We start from the raw sequence: 21,079 nt of genomic DNA, 5'->3' as shown, positions 1-21,079 counted from the left end.
TAGTTAATATCACTTTTAAAGTTGTTATACATTTGTAAATGATGATAAACAACCCACAAAATTTATTCTACGTTTTTATTGGGAAAGAAGGGTCAGCGCAAATGATGACTTCTGTCAATTATTTGTAAAATATTAAACAGTGGTCAAATGTTTTGTAAAATGGTTACTATTATGAGAGTGAAAGAAGGAGTCTAGAATGAATACCAAGCATCCGATTACAGCTCAATTGCGTTTATTAGGAACAACTGATCTGCATGTGAGTCTGACAGGATATGATTACTATCGTAATGAAGAGACTGTAGATATTGGACTATCTCGTACAGCGACTTTGATTCACCAAGCACGTAAAGAAGTGGAAAATCATATGCTGTTTGATAACGGAGATATTTTACAGGGGAATCCATTAGGCGATTACGCAGCTTCCAGTCTGTTCTGGCAACAAGATTCTTATATAGAAGCAACAGACAAAGTACATCCGATTCATCAATTAATGAATACGTTATCGTATGATGCAGCAACCGTAGGCAATCATGAATTTAATTATGGATTGGATTATTTACAGCAGTGTATAGAAGGTGCCCAGTTCCCATATACGAATGCTAATATTTATCATGCTTCTAAGGATTCAGCAACAGCTCAAGAATCAGATAAGCTACCTGATACATTGTTGCCACCTTACTTAATTTTAGAACGACAAATTTTAGACGATCATGGAGATATACATAATATTCATATCGGTGTGATAGGCGTAGTGCCTCCTCAGATTATGCAATGGGACAAGGCTCATTTAGAAGACAACATCACAGTGCAAGATATGGTGAAAGCGACACAGTATTGGATTCCACAGATGCGTACAGCAGGAGCAGATCTGATTGTGATTCTTGCTCATACTGGATATGTAGACTCTGACGATACAACAGTTCTCAGTGAAAATGCTGTTTTACCGCTAAGTGAGATTGAAGGGATCGATGCGATCTTTTTCGGGCATGCGCATAAGTTATTTCCGGGCAATGAATTTGCTGGTAAACAAGGAGTGGATCTTGAGCAAGGTACGATTAACGGTGTGCCTGCGGTAGAAGCAGGCGTGTGGGGGAGTCATCTAGGCATCATCGATCTGCAATTGCACTATAAGAATGATGTGTGGAGTGTAGAACAAGGTATATCTCAATTGCGTGCGATTTATGATCGTGAACAAAGAGTATCTACTGTAGAACCAGATCTAGAATTAGAACAGATTGCTGCTATTCCGCACCAAATCATATTGGATCATATTCATACACCTGTAGGAGAAAGTACGATTCCGTTATACAGTTATTTTGCATTAGTAATGGATAGTGCTTATGTACAAATTATTAATAACGCTCAAATCTGGTATGCACAACAAGTATTGGCAGATACATTGTACAGTCATCTTCCTATCGTGTCGGCTGCTTCTGCTTTCAAAACAGGTGGACGGTATGGACCACAATATTACGCTTATATTGAAGCTGGCAAAATGACACTACAACATACATCGGATATTTATAATTACGCGAATACGTTATGTGCAGTACGTCTAACCGGGGCAGAGATTCGTGAATGGTTAGAATGGTCAGCAGGGCTTTATCAGCATATTGATCCACAGGTTACTGAAGAACAATCATTGCTTCATCCCGATTTTCCTTCGTTTAATTTCGATATCATCGACGGAATGACGTATCAGATCAATGTGTGTCAGCCACCACGGTATAGTGCAGCAGGACAATTATTGAACAAAGATGCTCATCGTATTGAACAGTTACGTTATGAAGGCAAAGACGTAGAAGATCATGCAGAGTATATCGTGGTGACCAATCAATACCGGGCATATTCGACTCTATTTGCTAATCCTGATGGAAATCGTGTTATTTTAGATGTGCCTGTAGAGAATCGAGAAGTATTGATTCAGTATATTCGTGCACAAAAGGTGATTCATCCAGAAGCCGATCATAACTGGTCGCTTACATTAGGATCATCCTCTGATAAAGAACTGGGATTATCTAAGCCGATGATTACTGTTCCTTCTTCACCGGATGCACAAAAAATCCTATCCGCTCATCCACAGTTAACGTACGCTGGAATGAACGGGGAAGGATTTGCTATTTACCGTATAGAATTATAGTTCAGGATCAGACTCAGGTAGTGGTGTACCTGGTTGTAGAATACTCTTCATATAATGCCGAAGAGTAAAGTCAATAATGTGCTGTTTGTACGGGGATATACTGTTGTCTTTTTTAGACAGTGTATCCTTTTGCTGTGTTTGTGGTTCGTCTTGCTCTTGACCAATCCGTTCGGAAAAGCTAGATAATGTCGTAGTTAACCCGTGTAACATCGCCCAGAGTGAGCGTACAATGATATCTGCTTCGACATCTACAATATATTGTTGATCAATTGCGATCTGTACCGCTTCATGGAGAAAAGTATATCCATTAAGTCGATCGTTCACATCAAGTTCTGCATTTGATACGGATTCTAGATTGCTGATAAACATAATATCATAATGATCAGGATGCATAATCCCATATTCTACATACGTTTTGGATACTAGAAATAGGCGTGCAGGAATATCGTAACCATGTTCTTCTAATTGATTCGCTTGCTTCGTTAACACAGTAAAAAATTGAGAATAGACTTCACGCAATAACTCCTGCACAATGGCTTCTTTATTCGCAAAATAGTGATAAATAGTGGTCGGTGAATATTCGATACGATCTGCAATTTTACGCATCGATACGTGAGCATATCCTTCAGTGACAAAAAGAGTACGTGCCGCATCCATAATTTTGCTTCGTAATTGTTCGTTATCTCGTTCTCTTCTAGCGTGGTGCTTCATGATCGTTTAATTCCTTTCTAAAAATAACAGTTAGCTATACAAATGGAGTACATAAATGGTTAAACAAAATAAAAAGTTATTAATCAGTAATATTTTTCGACAAAAAGAGGCTACGGTTTATCTATCATACTGCAATGTATCACACTCATGCCAATCGCAACTCTGTAAATCTCCTATATTTTGATAAAAAATGACAAAGGTAGTAATGTATATTTCGGCATATGATCGACATTTGTAAAGTGATAAATGAAGCTTATACAAATATTTAATCGCTTACATGATAAAAAATAATTGGGAGTGCTGTCGATATTGCTTTAAAATACCATTATAAGACGAATATGATCCTATCCCAATAGTGGAGGCTGATGTTATGGAAATATATACTAACATTTTATCCAGTGCACGTAAGCAGTTTTTATATTACAAAACGCTCGGTGATAAAGCGATGTCACAATTAGAAGAAGATCAGTTATTTGTTATTCCCAGTGAAGAAAGTAATAGTATTGCGATGATTGTAAAACATTTATGGGGCAATATGCTTTCACGATGGACAGAAATATTTACAACCGATGGTGAAAAGGAATGGCGTAATCGAGATGCTGAGTTTGAAAATGATCTTGCTACAGCGGCTGATATGATCAGCAAGTGGGAAGAAGGGTGGAAGTGTTTATTAGATACGCTGGACCAAGTTGAACCTCAGCAGTTAGAACAGATCATCTATATTCGTAATGAAGGGCATACTTTACTTGAAGCGATCAATCGACAGCTTGCTCATTATCCATATCATGTTGGACAGATTGTATATATTGCCAAAATGCTCAAAACCAGTGAATGGAATAGCTTATCAATCCCACGTCAAAGTTCTGCCACGTATAATCAGAACAAATTTGAACAAGAAAAAGGCATTCGCCATTTTACAGATAGTGAGCTAGAACGATAATGAACAATAGAGAAAGGATAGGAAAGATAGGGCGATGTCATGTATACTAAGGGATAACACATCAACAAGGAGTGCTTGAAAATGACAAACGCTAATATAGGAACTTGGGATATTACACTAGAGGACGATAAACATGATCAGGTACTGCGTTTGCAATTTGACGATCAGATTCAATTGCAGAAATTTATTCTTTCATTAACGGTAGAACAATTACTCACTTCTCATATTTATGATCCAGACCAACGGAGTATGAATGGGAAGACCTATCTATATCATTGTTTTGAATAGATAAAACGATCTGGAAAATGGAGGTATACCGATGGAAATGTTATTTCGCTATAACTGGCAAGTACGTCAAGAGTGGTTCGATTGGTGTGAATCCGTATCAATAGAAGAATTGCTCCAACAACGTACCGGTGGCGTAGGCAGTATTTTGTATACGCTCTATCATATTGTAGATGTAGAATATAGCTGGATTAATGACCTTAGAGATCAACATAGCTTACTCACTGATTTTGAAGACTACCATACAGTCGCTCAATTACGGGCTTTGTCTGATCAATTGCATGTAGAAGTAGGCGGATATGTACAAGCATGGACATCCGATCAAGAAAACCATATTCTTCACAATATACGCAAAGACGGATCAAGCGAATCATTGACCTATGGTGAAGTAATGCGTCATGTGATTGCCCATGAGATTCATCATATCGGTCAGTTATCCATCTGGGCACGAGAATTAGGACGTGAGCCTGTCAGTGCCAATCTGATTCGTAGGGGGCTGACTGTATAAAGGAGCTAATGTATAGACTTCTTGAGGATAAATAAACAGAGCATGTCTACGTTTGTTGGTTCTATGATCAAGCTATCGGTATAGGGGGAATATAGTGTTGTTGAAACGAAAGATTATTGAAACACAGTCTCATTGGGGAACAACATGCAGACATATACATATCACACAAGGTTCCTCTACACTTGTTATTTTATTTCCAGGTAAAAGCTATTCTTGTGATCGTTCTTTACTGTATTATGCGACCCAAAGTGCTTTAGAAAAAGGAAACGATGTTCTTCAATTAGAGTATGGTTATCAGGCAGCTCGAACTGAACTGGAATCTGACCAAATGGATATTTTGGTTAAAGAGTGTACAGAAGTGATCCGTCAATCCAATGCATACAACTACACCAATTACACCAGTATTAGCAAAAGTCTGGGGACGGTAGTAGCAGGAGGCGTATTTGACCAATACAAAGCATTACCTCTACGTCATCTATTTCTAACTCCGCTCGATCAGACATTGCCTTATATTACTCAGTCGCAAGGATTATTGCTATACGGTACCGATGATCCGATGTTCAGTCAGATCAGTCGTGAAAAAGTAAAACATCTGCAACAGATGGAGACGATTGTATTGCCAGAAGCTAATCATTCTTTGGAGTCGTCCAATACAGAGAAGTCGCTACAATTTTTGAGACAAGTGGTTATCCATTATAATGAATTTTTATAATATTAGAGGATTATACCTATAGATTATTTATCTGATTATCATTAAAGCTTTTTATATCCTTTGGATGGACAGTTATCTTTCAAAGGAATAGAAGGCTTTTTGGTGTAGATATATATTTAAAAAATGAAAATTGAAACGTTTAGATTCATTAAAGCAAATACTATGTTATATTTATAAATGAGAATTATTCTCAATAAATAAAAGGAGTGAAAAAATGAATTTATTATCATTACGCAAAGTCTTTCCTATATTCATCCTTATCTTATGTATAGTTGTAGCAGGTTGCGGTGCTACAAGCTCATCTGAATCATCAATGGTTACAAGTCAAACCGATGCTACACAGACTCAATCGGTAGAGCATCTATTCGGAACGACAGCGATTCCATTACATCCTAAGCGTATCGCTTCATACAATCTTGAAGATATGTTGCTTTCGCTCAAAGCTCCATTAGTATTAGGAGTATCTGTGGGTGAAAATTATTATTTAGAAGATCGTCTCAAAGCGCAGCAGGTATCTATTCTAAATATGGATAGTGGCTTAGCCAATCTAGAAGCTTTTGCCGATGCACAGCCTGATCTGATCGTAGCTAGTGCCACGATTGATCGAACTACATATGATCAGTTAAGCTTAATCGCTCCTACCATTGTGTATGATCGTGAAGATTGGAAAAATTCTATTGTCAAAATAGGTAAGGCATTGGATCTGGAAGATCAAGCTCACCAAGTCATTACCGATCATAATCGTCAGGTTCAACAAGCCAAAGCTACTATTACGGAGGCTGTCGGCGATAAAGCAACGATCGCTTTTTTACGGACAACAAGTAAAGATATACGTCTGTATCTGCCAGGGTATCAGAATAAACAAGGTCAAACGTTACCTGGCTATGCAGGCATGTTATACAACGATCTTGGATTGCTACCGATGCCACTGGTGTATCAATTGCAGAAAGACAATCCAGATAAGCAAAATGTAAATCTATCGACAGAAGTACTTCCTGAAGTCAAAGCTGATTATGTGTTTGTCACATCAGGCAGTGCAGGAGGAACAAGCGAAGATTTACAGAAAGATCAGTCTGAATTTGCCGAATTGCAAAAATCACCGATCTGGCAAGCACTACCCGCTGTGCAAAACCATCATCTGTATTCTGTAAATGCCAAGTATTGGATCAGTACGGGTCCGATTGCAGATGAATTGAAAATCAAAGATGCTGTCAAACAGCTAACTACCTCGTCATAACCTCAACAAAATCAGAGAGGAGCACAACTTTTAGGTCGAGCAAAGCGTACACACTATGACTGTGTTTTTCGATCAATCGCATATTTGATGTGTATTCGCCTTGCTTGTACGAAGGCTGAACTACTATAATAGATAGTGCTGCATATTATCGGCTACGTGAGCATGCGTTATAATGCTACATCTGATTTAGGAGGATTTTACCGTTATGACATTTGTTAAAAAAAGCAATTGGGTATCGTTAGCGACCAAATTGTTAATCGTTTCTGCACTAACCGTTTCTATTGTTCCAGCTTCACATATTGTACCCAAAGCTCAAGCAGCAAGTACAGAAAAGCCCGCAGTAATTACGATTGCTGGCAAAGAAGTCGCTTGGGATACAGCACCATTTGTAACCAAAGGAACAACACTGGTTCCTTTACGTCAAGCTGCTCGTGAATTAGGAGCCACAGCACAATGGGATGCGTCAACTCGTTCTGTTGTTATGTATAGTCATGGAGACAAGGTTGTACATACACCCAATACGAATAAGATTACTTTAGATGGATATGAGATTGAAATGCCAGAAGTATCTCGTAACGTATATGGTACGATGATGGTTCCAGCACGCTTTTTATCGGATTCACTTAAAGCGAATTTGACCGTAAGTTCTACACCTGAAGTAACGACGATTAATTTGACACCCGATCAATCGACCGTATATGCAAGCTCTGCCAGAACGGTAGATACGTATTTACAATCTCAAAATTATTCGGGTCTAGCTCTTGTTGCATACAAAGGTAAAGTGGTTATGCGTAAAGGATACGGATTATCTGGTGGCGAAAAAGCAACACCTCCTGATGGTAAATCTCGTATTGCTTCATTGAGCAAATCATTTACCGCATCCGCAGTGATGAAATTAATCGAAGATGGTAAAGTAAAGTTAACCGATCATCTATCCGATTATATTCCAGACTTCCCGCGTGGGAATGAGATTACAGTGCATATGCTGTTATCACATACCGCAGGCTTTAACTCTAACTTCACCCGTACAGAAGGAATGACGTTAGAACAGACAGTAGATGAGATCAAAACCAAACCGTTACGCTTTGAGCCAGGAGAACGATTTAACTATAGTAATCAAGGTTATGTATTGCTAGCTTATATCATTCAACAGGTATCTGGTGAATCGTATGGAGAGTATATCCAACAGAAATTTTTAGATCCTTTAAATATGAAAGACACTGGCGAGACAACACCAGCAACCAAAACGATCACTGGATATGTCAAAGACGGCGATACTTGGGATGAAGCAGGATATTATGTATCTCAATCCGGTACAGGTACGTTTTATTCAACACTGGATGATATGATGAAATGGTACAAATCATTTGATAATCATACGATTCTAAGTGAAGATACGGTCAACAAAATGTTTACAACATATTCCGATCTGAAGCCATACGGTTATGCATTCTTAATTAAAAATGTAGATGGCAAACGCACCATCTATCACAATGGTAGTGGTACAGGATATGCAACAGGATTTACGCATAATTTGGATGATGATGTTCTGGTTATTTTACTAGGTAATCATTATGGAATGGATATGCAGAAAATGCTGGCTGATACACAGACTTTAGCCAATAAAGCACTTGTGAAATAATAGTTTGATCTACTCATGACAAATAATTTATCTATAATAATGAATAAAAAACCACTTTCTGGATCATTTAAGAAAGTGGTTTTTTTTATATTCTCCTAATCATTAATGTGTATAATTGGTAAAGTAGAATATGTAGATTACAAATCAGCTATATCGAAAAGGAGCTATTCCATGAAATCGATTATCAATTACGCGCACAGAGGAGCTTCCGGGTATTGCCCAGAAAATACAATGGCGGCTTTTGAGAAAAGTTGGAAATTGGGAGCAACCGGGATTGAAACTGATGTACAAATGACCAAAGACGGACAGCTTGTCTTGATTCATGATGAGAGCTTGAAGCGTACTACAGGGTACGAAGGTCAGATTAAAGATTTAACATACGATGAAATTAAAACATTAGATGCAGGTTCATGGTATAGCGAGGAATTTGCCAATGAACATGTTCCGTTATTAAGTGAGTTATTGTCCTGGATCGCACCGACAGAGATGATGCTTAATATTGAGATCAAAAACAATATTGAACCCTATATAGGTATTGAAGAAAAATTGGTACGTATGATACAAGAGTATAATTTGACTGATCGTGTGATTATTTCAAGCTTCAACCATTATACATTACAGACATGTCATCAATTAGCACCTGAGATTCAGACAGGTATTCTGTATATGGAAAATCTAGTCCATCCATGGGATTATGTCAAAACATTTGGCGCTTCAGCTTTACATGCTCATTACAGTGCAGTTACATCTGACGGGGTAGCACAAGCAGAGCAAGCCGGAGTGATATATAACGTATGGACGATCAATGATCCTATCGTTATGCGCGAACTGATCGACATGCAAGTCGGCGGTATTATTACCGATTACCCTGATATTTTAGCAGAATTATTAAAAGAGAAAATTATGATATAAATGTAACCTATATAGCTATACATTTCAGAGCGCCTAATGCCGTTATCATACGGAAGGGCGCTTTTTGTCATATTTCGACAAATTCCATGAAGCCAGACTTTCTTTACGTAAAAGAACCAGTTACAATAAAGAATACTGACATGGATAAGGCACTGATTGGAGGTCCTGATGAAAAAAATTCACCCGGGACGATTTCTGAAATTAAACATGATTCGCTTGCTTCGCTTAAAAAAAGGAGCACATCAAGTAGCTATTGGTTTTTCAGTAGGACTATTTCCAAGCTGGTATCCTTTAATTGGTATCGGTCCCATACTCTCATTGGGATTAACCCGTTTATTCAAAGGAGCGATGCCAGCCGCTATTTTCGCCGCTTCACTAGATTCTTTTGTATGGCCTTTAACGTTTTTTCTGAATTATCATACAGGACATTTTTTAGTGACATTATGGCGCTCTGCGCGTCTTCCAGCAAGTATGCCTAATATTGATATTCCAGACTGGCCCGAAGATTATATGCAGCCGATCCATCAGTCTCATCATTGGCGGGATGCAGGAGTTGATTTTATTACAGGAGCCGCTGTAAACAGCATTATCTTTGCGATTATTATTTATATTGTGATCAAATGGGTGATGGTAAAGTATCGTGTACCGCTACTGCGTAGACTGCGAGGTAAAAAAGTTCAACCTTCTGCTTCACAAAAGGACTAATCTGGGGTAATACTATATATTCCACTATTTTTACAACTATTATACTCAAAGATTAATCTACTCGAACCCGTATCATTAGAAGGAGGAACACATGTGAATTTTGGAGCCCGCATGCTCAAAACCGGAATCGCGGTTACGCTTGCTTTGTACATTAGCTCCTGGCTTGATCTGACGCCACCGGTGATTGCTGCGGTTGCTGCTATTTTTGCAATGCAACCATCTATTTACCGCTCTTTCCGTTATTTTCTGGATCAGATTCAGACCAATACATTAGGAGCCATACTAGCACTACTTGGAGGAATGTTTTTCTCCAATGAGCCAATTGCGATTGGCTTGATGTGTGTTGTGGTGATTATGATTTGTTTGCGTCTCAAAATGGGAGATACGATTGGCCTAACATTAGTGACTGTTATTTCAGTAATGGAAGCTTCCGGTCAATGGCAATTTGCACTTAATCGCTTTTCACTCAGTATTATTGGTATCGTGTCTGCCTTTTTGATTAATATACTGGTTGCACCACCGAAGCCATTAGAACAGTTTAAAGGGCAGATTGAGAATACATTCGCTAAATTATCTTTGTTGTTACGAACAGCAGTGTCAGATGAAATTAAAGAGTCTGTTTTCCGTGAAGAAAAAAAAGCGCTAGAAAATTCGATTCAGTCTTTAAGTGATAAGTACAATTTGATGGAAGAGGAACTGAAGAAATTAAAACGAGCTTCTTTCAGTCGACATCGACACATTGTAGTCAATAAACAAATGCTAACAGCGCTTAGGAAAGGGGTAGATGTACTAACTGCTATAGAGCAACATTATTTTCAAGCAGAACGAACTCCACAGTTAGATGATTACTTTGACAATCATCTGGAACAGTTAATTAAGTTCCATGAGCATATTTTGCTGAAGCTCGATAATAAGATTAAAAATGATGGACATGAAGCTGAAGAAGTTGAGCAAGCCAATGATCAATTTTTGGATACCATGATTGATCGCTATCAAGAAAACTTTAGTGGCGTGTTAAGGTTGTCTATTGTAGCAGCTGTGATGTATGATTATGGCTATCAATTAGAACGCCTTAATCGCTTAGTAGATCATACCAGTTCTAAGCATGATACTATTGAAAAAGAAAATGAAGAGAAACAGGACCGCAGAAATTTCCCGACTTGGCCTTGGAAATCATAATAACCAAGTCGATACATCGAAGATGACTGTTTAAAAGGAGACTTATGGGAATGACGAATATCCCCTACACATTAGAGAACTCAATCGGTTACAAACTTTCTATTGCTACACGTCTTGCACACAATCGTTTAAATCAATATTTCCGTGATGGTGGCTATCCGGTCACACATGAACAATGGATTTTGATTTCATTTTTATGGAGACGGGACGGGCAGACACAGAACCGCCTTGCACGCCTATCTCGTAAAGATCAGCCTAGCGTATCGAGATTGATCGATAATATGATCAAACGCGGGATGGTGGTACGTGTACCTCATCCTGACGATCGTCGTACCAATCTGATTTATTTGACAGATTACTGCCGTAGTATTGTTGACGATCTAGGTGATAAAGCCAGTCAGACGATTGAAGATGTATTTAATGGTTTTACAGTCGAAGAACGTAATATCACGATCAAAATGCTTGACCGTATTATCGATAATTTGGATTAATTCCTTTATTTTGTATTAGTTTTCTCTATTTAGGTTAAATAAATAGTAGAGCGAAACTTAATACCAAGGAGGAATTAACAATGATATCTGTAGCAGAAAGACAAAAATGCCTAGAAGCTTGTCTGGAATGTATAGAAGCTTGTAATCAATGTTATGTTGCTTGTCTGGAAGAAAAAGATTTGGATATGATGAGAGGCTGTTTACGACTGGATCGTGAATGTGCAGATATATGTGAATATGCTGCCAAAGCTATGACTTCTCAAAGTCCATATATGCAACAAATTTGTGCATTATGCGCGCAAATCTGTGAAGATTGTGCTCAAGAGTGTGCAAAACATGATCATGACCATTGTCAACGTTGTGCAGAAGCCTGCCGTCATTGCGCTGAAGCTTGTCGGAGTATGGCTGCATGACAAACGATTGTCATACTAAATATCTACAAGAAGGAGAGAGTGATTCTCTCCTTTTTGCGTTGCTCTTTTACTCGTAATCATTTTAAGAATGAATAGATCAATGATGAAAAGTAGTAGATTTATTTGTAACGAGTGAAGATTAATTATACAATATAGAATATGAGCAAGAAGATGAATCAGGAAATATACAGAAGTGCGACACGAAGTCGCCGGCAAAAAACGGGTTAAATCACACCTGCTTATTTGCCGGCGTTTCCTGACGTTTACGACAAAGGAGAAAAAGATATGATTGCCAAAACAGAAAAAGATATCGAAGGATTAAAAAAAATAGGTCGAGTGGTCGCTATTATCCGCGATGAACTGAAAGACATGACAAAACCAGGAATGCGTACGATAGACCTTGATTTGCATGCAGCTAAGTTGTTAGAACAGCATGGCGCACTATCTGGACCTAAAGTGACATATGATTTCCCGGGCTTTACTTGTATTAGTGTCAATGAAGAAGTGGCTCACGGTATCCCAGGGGATCGTGTGATTCAGGAAGGCGATCTGGTGAATGTCGATGTGTCTGCTTCATTAGATGGTTATTTTGCTGATACAGGCGTATCTTTCGTTGTGGGTAAAGGCGATCCGCTTCTGACTCAATTGTGTGAAGCTTCGATTTTGGCATTTGAAGCAGGGGCTCAAAAAATTCGTGCAGGTTCTAAGCGAAGCAATGCAGGTAAAGCAACATATAATACCGCCAAAAAATTAGGATTTAAAATTATTACCAACTTAACGGGACACGGGATTGGTCTATCGTTACATGATGATCCTGAATATATTTTGAGTTATTATGATCCAACAGATAATGGGCTATGGAAAGAAGGCTCTGTGATTGCTTACGAACCATTCGTATCGACCAAAGCAGAAGAAGTAGCAGAAGGTAGCGATGGTTGGACACTCAAAACAGATGATGGTAGCTTTGTAGCTCAATATGAGCACACGATGATTATCACTAAAGGCGAACCTATTATCTTAACCAAATAAATCATTTTAAATCAAATAGAACCATCAAAAAAAGCCGCATTGCTGGACAACTCCAGACATGCGGCTTTGGTATTTGCAATTTGTAATAGATGAGCGTACAATAAAAATTGGTCTGCAAAAGAACATAAATATACCAAAATTATCAATATAGAATTAACATAACATAATTAATATATATTGTCAAATGTATATTTGCATAGAACATTCAGAGATAGATAAAGGAGATGATCCAATATGGCGATAGATGATCAAGATTGGAAAGACGAACAAGCACGGGTAGATGACGTAACCCGTCAGATTAATCGCAAAATGGCAGTGCTTGAACAAGAAGTAGGAGCAGCACGTGGCGATGTTGTCGGTATGCGTAAAGACTTCTGGGATGAAGTAACTGTTAACTTTAGTGAACCGGATGATGTAGGTGAGACTTCAACCAGTTTACGTCAGCAATCACAGGTATTAACCGAGATTGAATTAGCTCACAAGCGCTCCAGTGTAACCTTAGACAAATTACGTCGTTTATCAGGATCACCGTATTTTGGACGGATCGATTTCAAAGAAGTGGGTGAGCCTGCAACCGACCATATTTATCTAGGTATTGGTTCTTTTCTCGATGATGATGAAGAAACGTTTCTGATCTATGACTGGCGTGCTCCGGTATCGAGTCTTTATTATGATGGTGCTCCCGGGCCAGCTTCATACCGTACACCTGTAGGGAATATTGAAGGGAATATGGAATTAAAGCGTCAATTTGTTATTCGTGATGCCAAGATTGATGTTTTATTTGATACAGGGGTTACGATCGGTGATGAATTGTTGCAGCAAGTACTTAGTCATACCGCAGATAATCAGATGAAAAATATTGTAGCTACCATTCAAAAAGAACAAAATAGCGTGATTCGTAATGATCGTAGTCGTTTACTGGTTGTACAAGGAGCCGCAGGCAGTGGTAAAACATCAGCAGCGTTACAACGTGTAGCGTATCTGCTATATCGTTACCGTGATAGCTTGCGTGCGGATCAGATGGTACTCTTTTCCCCGAACTCTATGTTTAACAGTTATGTATCTACTGTATTACCTGAGCTTGGCGAAGAGAATATGTTGCAGACAACGTTTCAAGCGTATCTAGAACGTCGGATCGGAAGAGAATTTGATCTGGAAGATGTTTTTTCACAAATGGAATATCTTTTAGCATGGAAAGATGATCTCGAACACGATGCACGTGTACAAGGAATTCGCTATAAATCATCAGCAACTTATCTCAAAGCGATTCGTCGATATACAGAATTGTTGTTAACCGAAGGGATGGCATTCCGTCCAATTCGTTTTCAAGGTAAAGATATCGTGACCCGCGAACAGATGTTAGATAAGTTTTATGGATTCGATTCCGCTGTCAAATTAGGTAATCGTATCGAATTAATGCGGGATTGGCTACTTAAAGAAGTTAGTTTATTTGGACGCAAAGAACGTAAAGAAGCTTGGGTAGAAGAACAAGTGCAATTGATGAGTACCGATGATTATCATCGTGCCTATACCATGATGCGTCGGAAGCAAAAAGGGAAAATGCCTTCTTTTGATGATTTCCAATTAGAAGCCGAATTGGCTGCTCGAATGGTCGTTAATGATTGGCTCAAACCACTACGTAAATGGGTGAAAAGGCTTCGCTTTGCAGATATCAAAGCAGTCTATCGTAAGATGTTCACAGACGAAGTGTTATTTACCAAAATCAATAATGGCCAATTGCCTGAAGGTTGGGAAGATTTTGCCAAACAAACGGTTAGTCGTCTGGATCAAGGTGAATTGGGATACGAAGATGCTACACCATATCTGTATCTGAAAGAGCAACTGCAAGGATTCCGTTCTAACCATGCGATTAAGCATGTAATTGTCGATGAAGTACAGGATTATTCACCATTCCAGTTGGAATTTATGAAGCGATTATTTCCACGTGCTCGCATGACAGCTTTAGGCGATCTTAATCAAGCGATTTATAGCCATAATTCTGTTTTTGATGAAGAAGATCCTTTGTTAGAATTATATGGTAAAGAAAATAGCGAGATTATTCGTTTGACCCGTAGTTATCGTTCTACGTATGAAATTGTAGACTTTACACGTGGCATGATTAAAGGTGGAGAGCATATTATTCCATTTAATCGTCGTGGAGATAAGCCACAAGTATCTCTCTATGATGATCGTGAATCAATGCATACCGATATTATTCGAGATATTCACGGGTTACAACAGCAAGGTTATCAGTATACAGCGATTATTTGCAAAACGGAGAGTGAATGCGAAGAAGCCTATCATATGCTTAAAGAACAGATCACACTGCGTAAGATTACTAAAAACACACCTGCTTTTGAAAAAGGAACCGTTATTATTCCTGCTTATCTAGCTAAAGGTGTAGAATTTGATGCAGTCGTATTATATGATGCTTCTAGTCAACAGTATCATCGCGAAGCCGAACGCAAATTATTTTACACGGCTTGTACACGGGCGATGCACGTATTACATTTATATGCGATTGATGAAGTGACTCCATTTATTACCGGTATGGATGCAGATCGCTATGTGCTCAATGATCATCGTGGTTAATAGATAGCAATGCATGTGGCTCAATAGTAATAGCATCCACAAAGAATAATGGATAGAAAGAGTAATAGATAGTAAGTGAAAAAGGAGAACTCTTGTGTCATTTCGCAGAGGTTCTCCTTTTTTGCATCTGCTTATTTCATTAGCATTGTCACTCAATAGAATTCTTTTGCAACTCAGTAATGAACGAATTGGAGACACCATTGGTCTGTTTGCGATATTGTGAAGGAGTCGATCCTCGATGTTGCTTGAAGACAGAGATAAAATAACTCAAACTATCAAATCCAACTTCAAGCGAAATATCGACGATTTTGCGATCACTGCTTTCTAACAGTCGACAAGCTTGCTGAGTCCGATAGCGATTAATATAATCGATAGGGCTTTTTTGAGTTAAACTTTTGAAAAAGCGACAAAAATGTCCTTCGCTCATATTGATCTGTTTTGCTAATTCACGTAAACGTAATGGTTGCTGGTAGTTATCATGGATATGACCGAGTACTGTTTTGAGTCGTTGTACTTTATCGCTCGGTGCAGGAATAAGAGCCACTTGAGTATCCATATGCTCAATCATTTGGGCGAAAATCAGATAAAGATACGCTTTGGTAGTCAGTTCGCATGTTACAGTCTGCTGTTTATTGATATCCACAATCTGATTTAGCAACGTCAACACTTCCTGTTCCCAGACTTCTTGTCCGCGAATATGAACAGGCAACACCATTTGCTTACGTAACAATGGATCTATAAATCGCGCTTGTATCATGTCATAGCCTGCACTATTTAACAAAGACATACTAAATACAGTCGCTACAAAGCTACAAGATTCATGTTCCATCTGATATGCAGTATGAATCTCACCACTATTCACAAACACCGCTTCACCCGCATGTACTTCATAAGGAATCGTTCCAATTTGAAACAAAGCACGACCTTTCGTCACCAAAATCAACTCTGGTTCTTCATGCCAGTGACACTCCAAAACAGTCTCTTCCTCAATATCATCCATCGGATACACACTCACCGGATACATCAGACTCCCATGAATCCGATTTTCTTTTAACTCTTCCCGCAATTGCTCCTGAATCACTGACTTCACCGCCTTTAATTCAAAGTACTTCAGATATTTTGGTTGCACAATATAGGTATTGGACGCTCCACAAATAGATTATTATTACGATCACTGTTGTCAGCTAACCCCACAGAACAATTCCATTTGCTCTGCTGTGTAAAGTGTTAATCAGATAAAGGAATATCTCTAAAGGTCAACATCTCTTTTACTGATTTCACTTTTTGGTTCTTATCCATTCCCACTACCCACCACCTTATTGAAATTTCCTGCATTCTTGTGAGAGTGGATGATCTCCTACCACGAGCGGAGGAAAGGAGGCGGTGCTGAAAGAGCGAAGCGATCGCCTTTGAAGAAAAATGCAACTGCTTTAGCAGTCATTCAAAGCATTTTTCTTCACCAGCGACGACAAGCACCACCTCCTTCACGCAGCACTCCCATCAAAGATCCCCCACCCTCATCAAATCAGCCCAATATCAATATCCTTACACATATGATCAAAATAAAAGAAGAAAAGCGCTTTCTTTATCAATATTATTATAACTATAGCAAAACGATTTGCACAAATACATTTTTATAACCAAATCAATATTATTGGGGGAAATGACATGAAATTTACAGATGGCTATTGGATGACACGCAAAGGGTACAGTATGCAACATCCAGTGGATATTCGCGATATCGTAACCAAAAATGATGAATTAACGTTATATGCAGCAACTAAGAAAATTGTACATAAAGGCGATACGTTAAATGGGACATTGCTCAAAGCATCTTTGAGTTCTCCTATCCCGAACGTGATCAAAGTGCAATTTAACCATCACAAAGGTGGATTAAAAAAAGGACCTGAATTTGAATTGGCTCAATTGGAGACCGATATTCAAATCGTCGAAGATGACGATCGTACTGTATTTCAAACAGGAGATCTGACAGCAACCATTCGTAAAAATAGCAATTGGGGAATCAGCTTTGATTTTGCAGGTCGCCATTTAACAGGTAGTGTACACCGGGGTCCAGGTTATATTAACGGTCCTGAAGATACGGTCTTTTTCCGTGAGCAATTGGAATTAGGAATTGGCGAATATATTTATGGCTTAGGCGAGCGCTTTACACCATTTGTCAAAAACGGACAGGTTGTCGATATCTGGAATGAAGATGGCGGTACAAGCAGTGAGCAAGCATACAAAAATATTCCATTTTACCTTTCAAGCAAAGGATATGGCGTATTCGTTAACCATCCAGAGAAAGTATCGTATGAAGTGGCTTCTGAAAATGTATCTAAAGTACAATTCAGTGTTGAAGGCGAAAGCTTAGAATATTACATCATCGGTGGTCGTAATCCAAAAGAAGTGCTAGATAATTACACAACATTAACAGGCAAGCCTGCATTGCCACCGGCCTGGACATTTGGACTATGGTTAACGACTTCATTTACAACTGATTATGATGAAGCAACAGTAAATCATTTTGTCGATGGTATGAAAGAACGTGATCTTCCATTATCTGTGTTCCATTTTGACTGTTTCTGGATGCGTGAATACCAATGGTGTGATTTTGTCTGGGATGAGCGCATGTTCCCTGAACCGGAAGCGATGCTGACACGTTTGAAAGAAAAAGGTCTCAAAATCTGTGCATGGATCAATCCGTACATCGCTGAGAAATCATATTTATTTGATGAAGGTATGGAGCATGGTTATCTTGTTAAACGTGCAGATGGTAGTGTATGGCAATGGGATCTATGGCAAGCAGGGATGGGTCTGGTCGACTTTACCAATCCAGATGCAGTGAAATGGTATAAGAGCAAGTTGAAAGTGCTAATTGACCAAGGCGTAGACTCGTTCAAAACAGACTTTGGTGAGCGTATTCCAACTGATGTCGTTTATTACGATGGTTCTGATCCTGTGAAAATGCACAACTATTACACTTTCTTATATAACAAAGTGGTATTTGAATTATTGGAAGAAAGCTTAGGCAAAAATGAAGCAGCATTGTTCGCACGTTCGGCTACAGTTGGTGGACAACAATTCCCTGTACACTGGGGCGGCGATTGTTCTTCTACATTCGAATCGATGGCGGAATCGCTACGTGGCGGATTATCTCTAGGAGTATCTGGTTTTGGATTCTGGAGTCATGATATTTCAGGCTTTGAAATGACAGCTGCACCAGAGGTCTACAAACGCTGGGTTCAATTCGGTATGTTGTCTTCGCATAGTCGTCTACATGGTAACGAATCGTATCGTGTCCCTTGGTTGTTCGATGAAGAGTCTGTCGATGTGTTACGTGCATTTACGAAGCTCAAATGTCGCCTGATGCCTTACCTATTCGATGCGGCTGTAAACGCGTCTGAGCAGGGTGTACCGATGATGCGTCCAATGGTACTCGATTTCCATGAAGATCCAACGACTCATACATTAGATCGTCAGTACATGTTCGGTGATTCTCTATTGGTAGCTCCGATCTTTAATACCGAAGGATTAGCGACTTACTATGTACCTGAAGGCAAATGGACGAACTTCTTAACAGGTGCTTCTGTACAAGGTGGACGTTGGTATAACGAGACATTCGACTTTATGAACTTGCCTTTACTGGTTAAGCCAAATAGCATTATTGCTCTAGGTGCAGAAGAAAACAAACCAGATTATGATTATACGGATGGTGTAGAACTTCATATTTTCGAACTGGAAGAAGGTCAATCTACTTCAATCCGTTTAGTGAATATGCAAGGTGCACAAGAAGCGATCGTAACAGCTTCTCGTCAAAATAATACGATTGATATCGCTACAGAAGGTACGCTCAAATCGTGGTCTGTTGTATTACGTGGTATTACAAGTGTTGGCGGAATCGTAGGTGCAGAGCAATCTACTGTTGAACACGGTATCCGATTACAAGCACAAGACCAGAAAGTAACGGTAACGCTGTAAGCTATAAACAATAAATAGTACTCTTCATAGAGTCTGTTTCAGTATCCGCAAACAAGCTTGTACATTTGAGATCATTCAATGAATTCAATGAATACGTGGATATCATATGAGGCTTGTGAAAATAATCAAAAAAGACTGCTTCTACACGACGTAGAGGCAGTCTTTTTAATATGTGCAAAGGGAAATATTTCATTTGAATCTAAAATCGATATTATTTAATTTTGATATGAATACTATGCTGCGTCTGAGCAGGTGTTCCTTTGGCTTTGATCATATAGACAATACCTACAAGGATATATAACACGATAAATAGAGCGGAGAAGCGATACATAGAAGTATAACTGGTAATCCCTGCAATAGCTCCTAAGATCATCGCACCGAGCGCTACGCCCATATCCAGTGAGTTGAGGAACATCCCGTTCGCCATGCCACGTTGATGTGGATTGACCACTTGAATCATCCATGTCTGCATGGTTGGTTGTAATGCTCCCCATCCTAGTCCATAACATATCGCTGAACCGAATAAGCCAAGCGTAGAGTGTGCAAAAGATAACAATAATAAACCGGCGATTAATAAGACAGCACCGGGTATGATCAGCGCTTTAGGGCCTTTGCTGTCATAGATTTTGCCTGAAAACGGACGAACTGCAATCACAGCCAAAGCATTAAATAAGAAAAAGTAACCTGGATTAGCAAGATGAGCTTCTTTACCGAATAAAGCGATAAAGCTTACCAATCCACCATATGTTAATGACATTAAGAAATTCAAAAGACTGGGTAATAATAATTTTTTCTCGAATTTAGAAGCTTTAGCAGGAAGCGATGGAGTATCGATTGTTTCAACAACTATTCCTTCTGAAGCTGCTTTGGCTTGGGCAGCTAATTTGCGCTGATCTGCTATGATTTTTTGCTCAGCAATCTTTTTATCTTGCCCTTTAACAAGGCTATAAGCAAGCGGGAACAAAATAAGAATAAATATCGAACCAATAATAATCAACGGTGTAAATCCATATTGCTTTTCAATACTCATCCCGATCAGTGGACCCATCGACATGGAGATTGTAGTCGACAGACCAAAGTATCCCATACCTTCACCCATGCGCTTGCGTGGGATAATATCGGATACCATCGTTGGAAAAGTAGTACTGTACATCCCAAATCCAAATCCAAAAATAACACGCATCACCAATAATAAAATAATAGTAGCACTAAAATAGTATCCAATCGTACCTAGCAGTGCGATCAACAATCCACCAAACAAAATCACATTCCGTTTACCCAGTTCTAAGGCTCTCGCTGAAAATAAACGGGAAACGATCGCTGCTAATGCCATCAGACTTGTACATAGACTGACATAGAAGTCGCCTGCATTATAATGTTCACGCATGTATAAAGGTAAAGAAGATAAGATCATATGCAGATTAAGAAAAACAAGTAAGTTACATGCAGTTAAAATTAAAAATTCTTTCGTCCAAAGACGAGAAGGGGCATCTGCATCTATATTTGCTATCTCTGTTAACGGTTGATCCTGTTGGGATGGAAGGCTGTCTTTTGATAAAAGGTTCTCTTTGTTAGTATGCTCCATAGTCTATATTTCTCTCC

General features: G+C 38.9%; 18 protein-coding genes. 15 read left to right on the top strand and 3 right to left on the bottom strand.

The window, feature by feature from the left end:
- Nucleotides 1–196: 196 nt before the first annotated feature.
- Entirely contained in the window at nt 197–2,140 is a 1,944-nt protein-coding gene (locus RCP16_RS10675; protein ID WP_308642376.1) for a bifunctional 2',3'-cyclic-nucleotide 2'-phosphodiesterase/3'-nucleotidase, read from the top strand.
- On the opposite strand, the gene RCP16_RS10670 is transcribed toward RCP16_RS10675, so the two are convergent.
- Nucleotides 2,135–2,851 (bottom strand): TetR/AcrR family transcriptional regulator, encoded by a 717-nt coding sequence (locus RCP16_RS10670; RefSeq protein WP_308642375.1) that lies wholly within the window; start codon nt 2,849–2,851, stop codon nt 2,135–2,137. The two genes, RCP16_RS10675 and RCP16_RS10670, sit on opposite strands and share 6 nt — an antisense overlap.
- A gap of 370 nt (nt 2,852–3,221) precedes the next feature.
- On the opposite strand from RCP16_RS10670, the gene RCP16_RS10665 reads away from it, so the two are divergent.
- The 13 genes from RCP16_RS10665 to helD all read left to right on the top strand — a co-directional run bounded on the left by RCP16_RS10665 (nt 3,222) and on the right by helD (nt 15,496).
- The gene (locus RCP16_RS10665; protein ID WP_308642374.1) at nt 3,222–3,791 is read left to right on the top strand and encodes a DUF1572 family protein; all 570 of its coding nucleotides are present in this window, start codon (nt 3,222–3,224) and stop codon (nt 3,789–3,791) included.
- A gap of 81 nt (nt 3,792–3,872) precedes the next feature.
- Complete coding sequence (locus RCP16_RS10660; protein ID WP_069326318.1) at nt 3,873–4,079, top strand: hypothetical protein; 207 nt, start codon at nt 3,873–3,875, stop codon at nt 4,077–4,079.
- Between the two features lie 31 nt (nt 4,080–4,110).
- A complete protein-coding gene (locus tag RCP16_RS10655) occupies nt 4,111–4,584 on the top strand; it encodes a DinB family protein (RefSeq protein ID WP_308642373.1) in 474 nt (157 codons plus the stop codon).
- A gap of 97 nt (nt 4,585–4,681) precedes the next feature.
- Nucleotides 4,682–5,296, top strand: coding sequence for an alpha/beta hydrolase (locus tag RCP16_RS10650; RefSeq protein WP_308642372.1), 615 nt, complete (start codon nt 4,682–4,684; stop codon nt 5,294–5,296).
- Nucleotides 5,297–5,510: 214 nt separating this feature from the next.
- The gene (locus RCP16_RS10645) at nt 5,511–6,533 is read left to right on the top strand and encodes an ABC transporter substrate-binding protein (RefSeq protein ID WP_308642371.1); all 1,023 of its coding nucleotides are present in this window, start codon (nt 5,511–5,513) and stop codon (nt 6,531–6,533) included.
- Nucleotides 6,534–6,738: 205 nt separating this feature from the next.
- The gene (locus RCP16_RS10640) at nt 6,739–8,175 is read left to right on the top strand and encodes a serine hydrolase domain-containing protein (RefSeq protein WP_137222582.1); all 1,437 of its coding nucleotides are present in this window, start codon (nt 6,739–6,741) and stop codon (nt 8,173–8,175) included.
- A 171-nt stretch (nt 8,176–8,346) separates the two neighbouring features.
- Nucleotides 8,347–9,087, top strand: coding sequence for a glycerophosphodiester phosphodiesterase (locus RCP16_RS10635; RefSeq protein WP_308642370.1), 741 nt, complete (start codon nt 8,347–8,349; stop codon nt 9,085–9,087).
- A gap of 168 nt (nt 9,088–9,255) precedes the next feature.
- The gene (locus RCP16_RS10630; RefSeq protein WP_069326323.1) at nt 9,256–9,792 is read left to right on the top strand and encodes a DUF2062 domain-containing protein; all 537 of its coding nucleotides are present in this window, start codon (nt 9,256–9,258) and stop codon (nt 9,790–9,792) included.
- Between the two features lie 93 nt (nt 9,793–9,885).
- Nucleotides 9,886–10,971, top strand: a complete 1,086-nt coding sequence (locus RCP16_RS10625; protein ID WP_069326324.1) for an FUSC family protein — start codon at nt 9,886–9,888, stop codon at nt 10,969–10,971.
- A gap of 50 nt (nt 10,972–11,021) precedes the next feature.
- Complete coding sequence (locus tag RCP16_RS10620) at nt 11,022–11,462, top strand: MarR family winged helix-turn-helix transcriptional regulator (protein WP_069326325.1); 441 nt, start codon at nt 11,022–11,024, stop codon at nt 11,460–11,462.
- Nucleotides 11,463–11,542: 80 nt separating this feature from the next.
- On the top strand, nt 11,543–11,875 hold the full coding sequence (locus RCP16_RS10615) for a four-helix bundle copper-binding protein (protein ID WP_308642369.1): 333 nt from the start codon (nt 11,543–11,545) through the stop codon (nt 11,873–11,875).
- 285 nt (nt 11,876–12,160) lie between these two features.
- On the top strand, nt 12,161–12,904 hold the full coding sequence (map, locus tag RCP16_RS10610; protein ID WP_069326327.1) for a type I methionyl aminopeptidase: 744 nt from the start codon (nt 12,161–12,163) through the stop codon (nt 12,902–12,904).
- Between the two features lie 234 nt (nt 12,905–13,138).
- Entirely contained in the window at nt 13,139–15,496 is a 2,358-nt protein-coding gene (gene helD, locus RCP16_RS10605) for an RNA polymerase recycling motor HelD (RefSeq protein ID WP_308642368.1), read from the top strand.
- A 148-nt stretch (nt 15,497–15,644) separates the two neighbouring features.
- On the opposite strand, the gene RCP16_RS10600 is transcribed toward helD, so the two are convergent.
- Nucleotides 15,645–16,577, bottom strand: a complete 933-nt coding sequence (locus tag RCP16_RS10600; RefSeq protein WP_308642367.1) for a helix-turn-helix transcriptional regulator — start codon at nt 16,575–16,577, stop codon at nt 15,645–15,647.
- A gap of 587 nt (nt 16,578–17,164) precedes the next feature.
- On the opposite strand from RCP16_RS10600, the gene yicI reads away from it, so the two are divergent.
- Nucleotides 17,165–19,477: an alpha-xylosidase gene (gene yicI / locus RCP16_RS10595; protein WP_308642366.1), complete on the top strand. Its 2,313-nt coding sequence runs from the start codon at nt 17,165–17,167 to the stop codon at nt 19,475–19,477.
- 211 nt (nt 19,478–19,688) lie between these two features.
- On the opposite strand, the gene RCP16_RS10590 is transcribed toward yicI, so the two are convergent.
- Complete coding sequence (locus RCP16_RS10590; RefSeq protein ID WP_308642365.1) at nt 19,689–21,062, bottom strand: MFS transporter; 1,374 nt, start codon at nt 21,060–21,062, stop codon at nt 19,689–19,691.
- Nucleotides 21,063–21,079 lie beyond the last annotated feature (17 nt).

This window comes from Paenibacillus nuruki, from assembly GCF_963311185.1.
GTDB classification, from domain to species: Bacteria; Bacillota; Bacilli; order Paenibacillales; family Paenibacillaceae; genus Saccharibacillus; species Saccharibacillus nuruki.
Note: the sequence above shows the minus strand (reverse complement) of the source record. Positions and strands in the feature narration are given on the sequence as shown.

Coding starts and splice junctions, on each gene's coding strand:
- RCP16_RS10665 (WP_308642374.1), top strand. CDS start 3,222: ATGGAAATATATACTAACATTTTATCCAGTGCACGTAAGCAGTTTTTA.
- RCP16_RS10675 (WP_308642376.1), top strand. CDS start 197: ATGAATACCAAGCATCCGATTACAGCTCAATTGCGTTTATTAGGAACA.
- yicI (WP_308642366.1), top strand. CDS start 17,165: ATGAAATTTACAGATGGCTATTGGATGACACGCAAAGGGTACAGTATG.
- RCP16_RS10590 (WP_308642365.1), bottom strand. CDS start 21,062: ATGGAGCATACTAACAAAGAGAACCTTTTATCAAAAGACAGCCTTCCA.
- RCP16_RS10630 (WP_069326323.1), top strand. CDS start 9,256: ATGAAAAAAATTCACCCGGGACGATTTCTGAAATTAAACATGATTCGC.
- RCP16_RS10670 (WP_308642375.1), bottom strand. CDS start 2,851: ATGAAGCACCACGCTAGAAGAGAACGAGATAACGAACAATTACGAAGC.
- RCP16_RS10655 (WP_308642373.1), top strand. CDS start 4,111: ATGGAAATGTTATTTCGCTATAACTGGCAAGTACGTCAAGAGTGGTTC.
- RCP16_RS10635 (WP_308642370.1), top strand. CDS start 8,347: ATGAAATCGATTATCAATTACGCGCACAGAGGAGCTTCCGGGTATTGC.
- RCP16_RS10620 (WP_069326325.1), top strand. CDS start 11,022: ATGACGAATATCCCCTACACATTAGAGAACTCAATCGGTTACAAACTT.
- RCP16_RS10615 (WP_308642369.1), top strand. CDS start 11,543: ATGATATCTGTAGCAGAAAGACAAAAATGCCTAGAAGCTTGTCTGGAA.
- helD (WP_308642368.1), top strand. CDS start 13,139: ATGGCGATAGATGATCAAGATTGGAAAGACGAACAAGCACGGGTAGAT.
- RCP16_RS10640 (WP_137222582.1), top strand. CDS start 6,739: ATGACATTTGTTAAAAAAAGCAATTGGGTATCGTTAGCGACCAAATTG.
- RCP16_RS10660 (WP_069326318.1), top strand. CDS start 3,873: ATGACAAACGCTAATATAGGAACTTGGGATATTACACTAGAGGACGAT.
- RCP16_RS10645 (WP_308642371.1), top strand. CDS start 5,511: ATGAATTTATTATCATTACGCAAAGTCTTTCCTATATTCATCCTTATC.
- map (WP_069326327.1), top strand. CDS start 12,161: ATGATTGCCAAAACAGAAAAAGATATCGAAGGATTAAAAAAAATAGGT.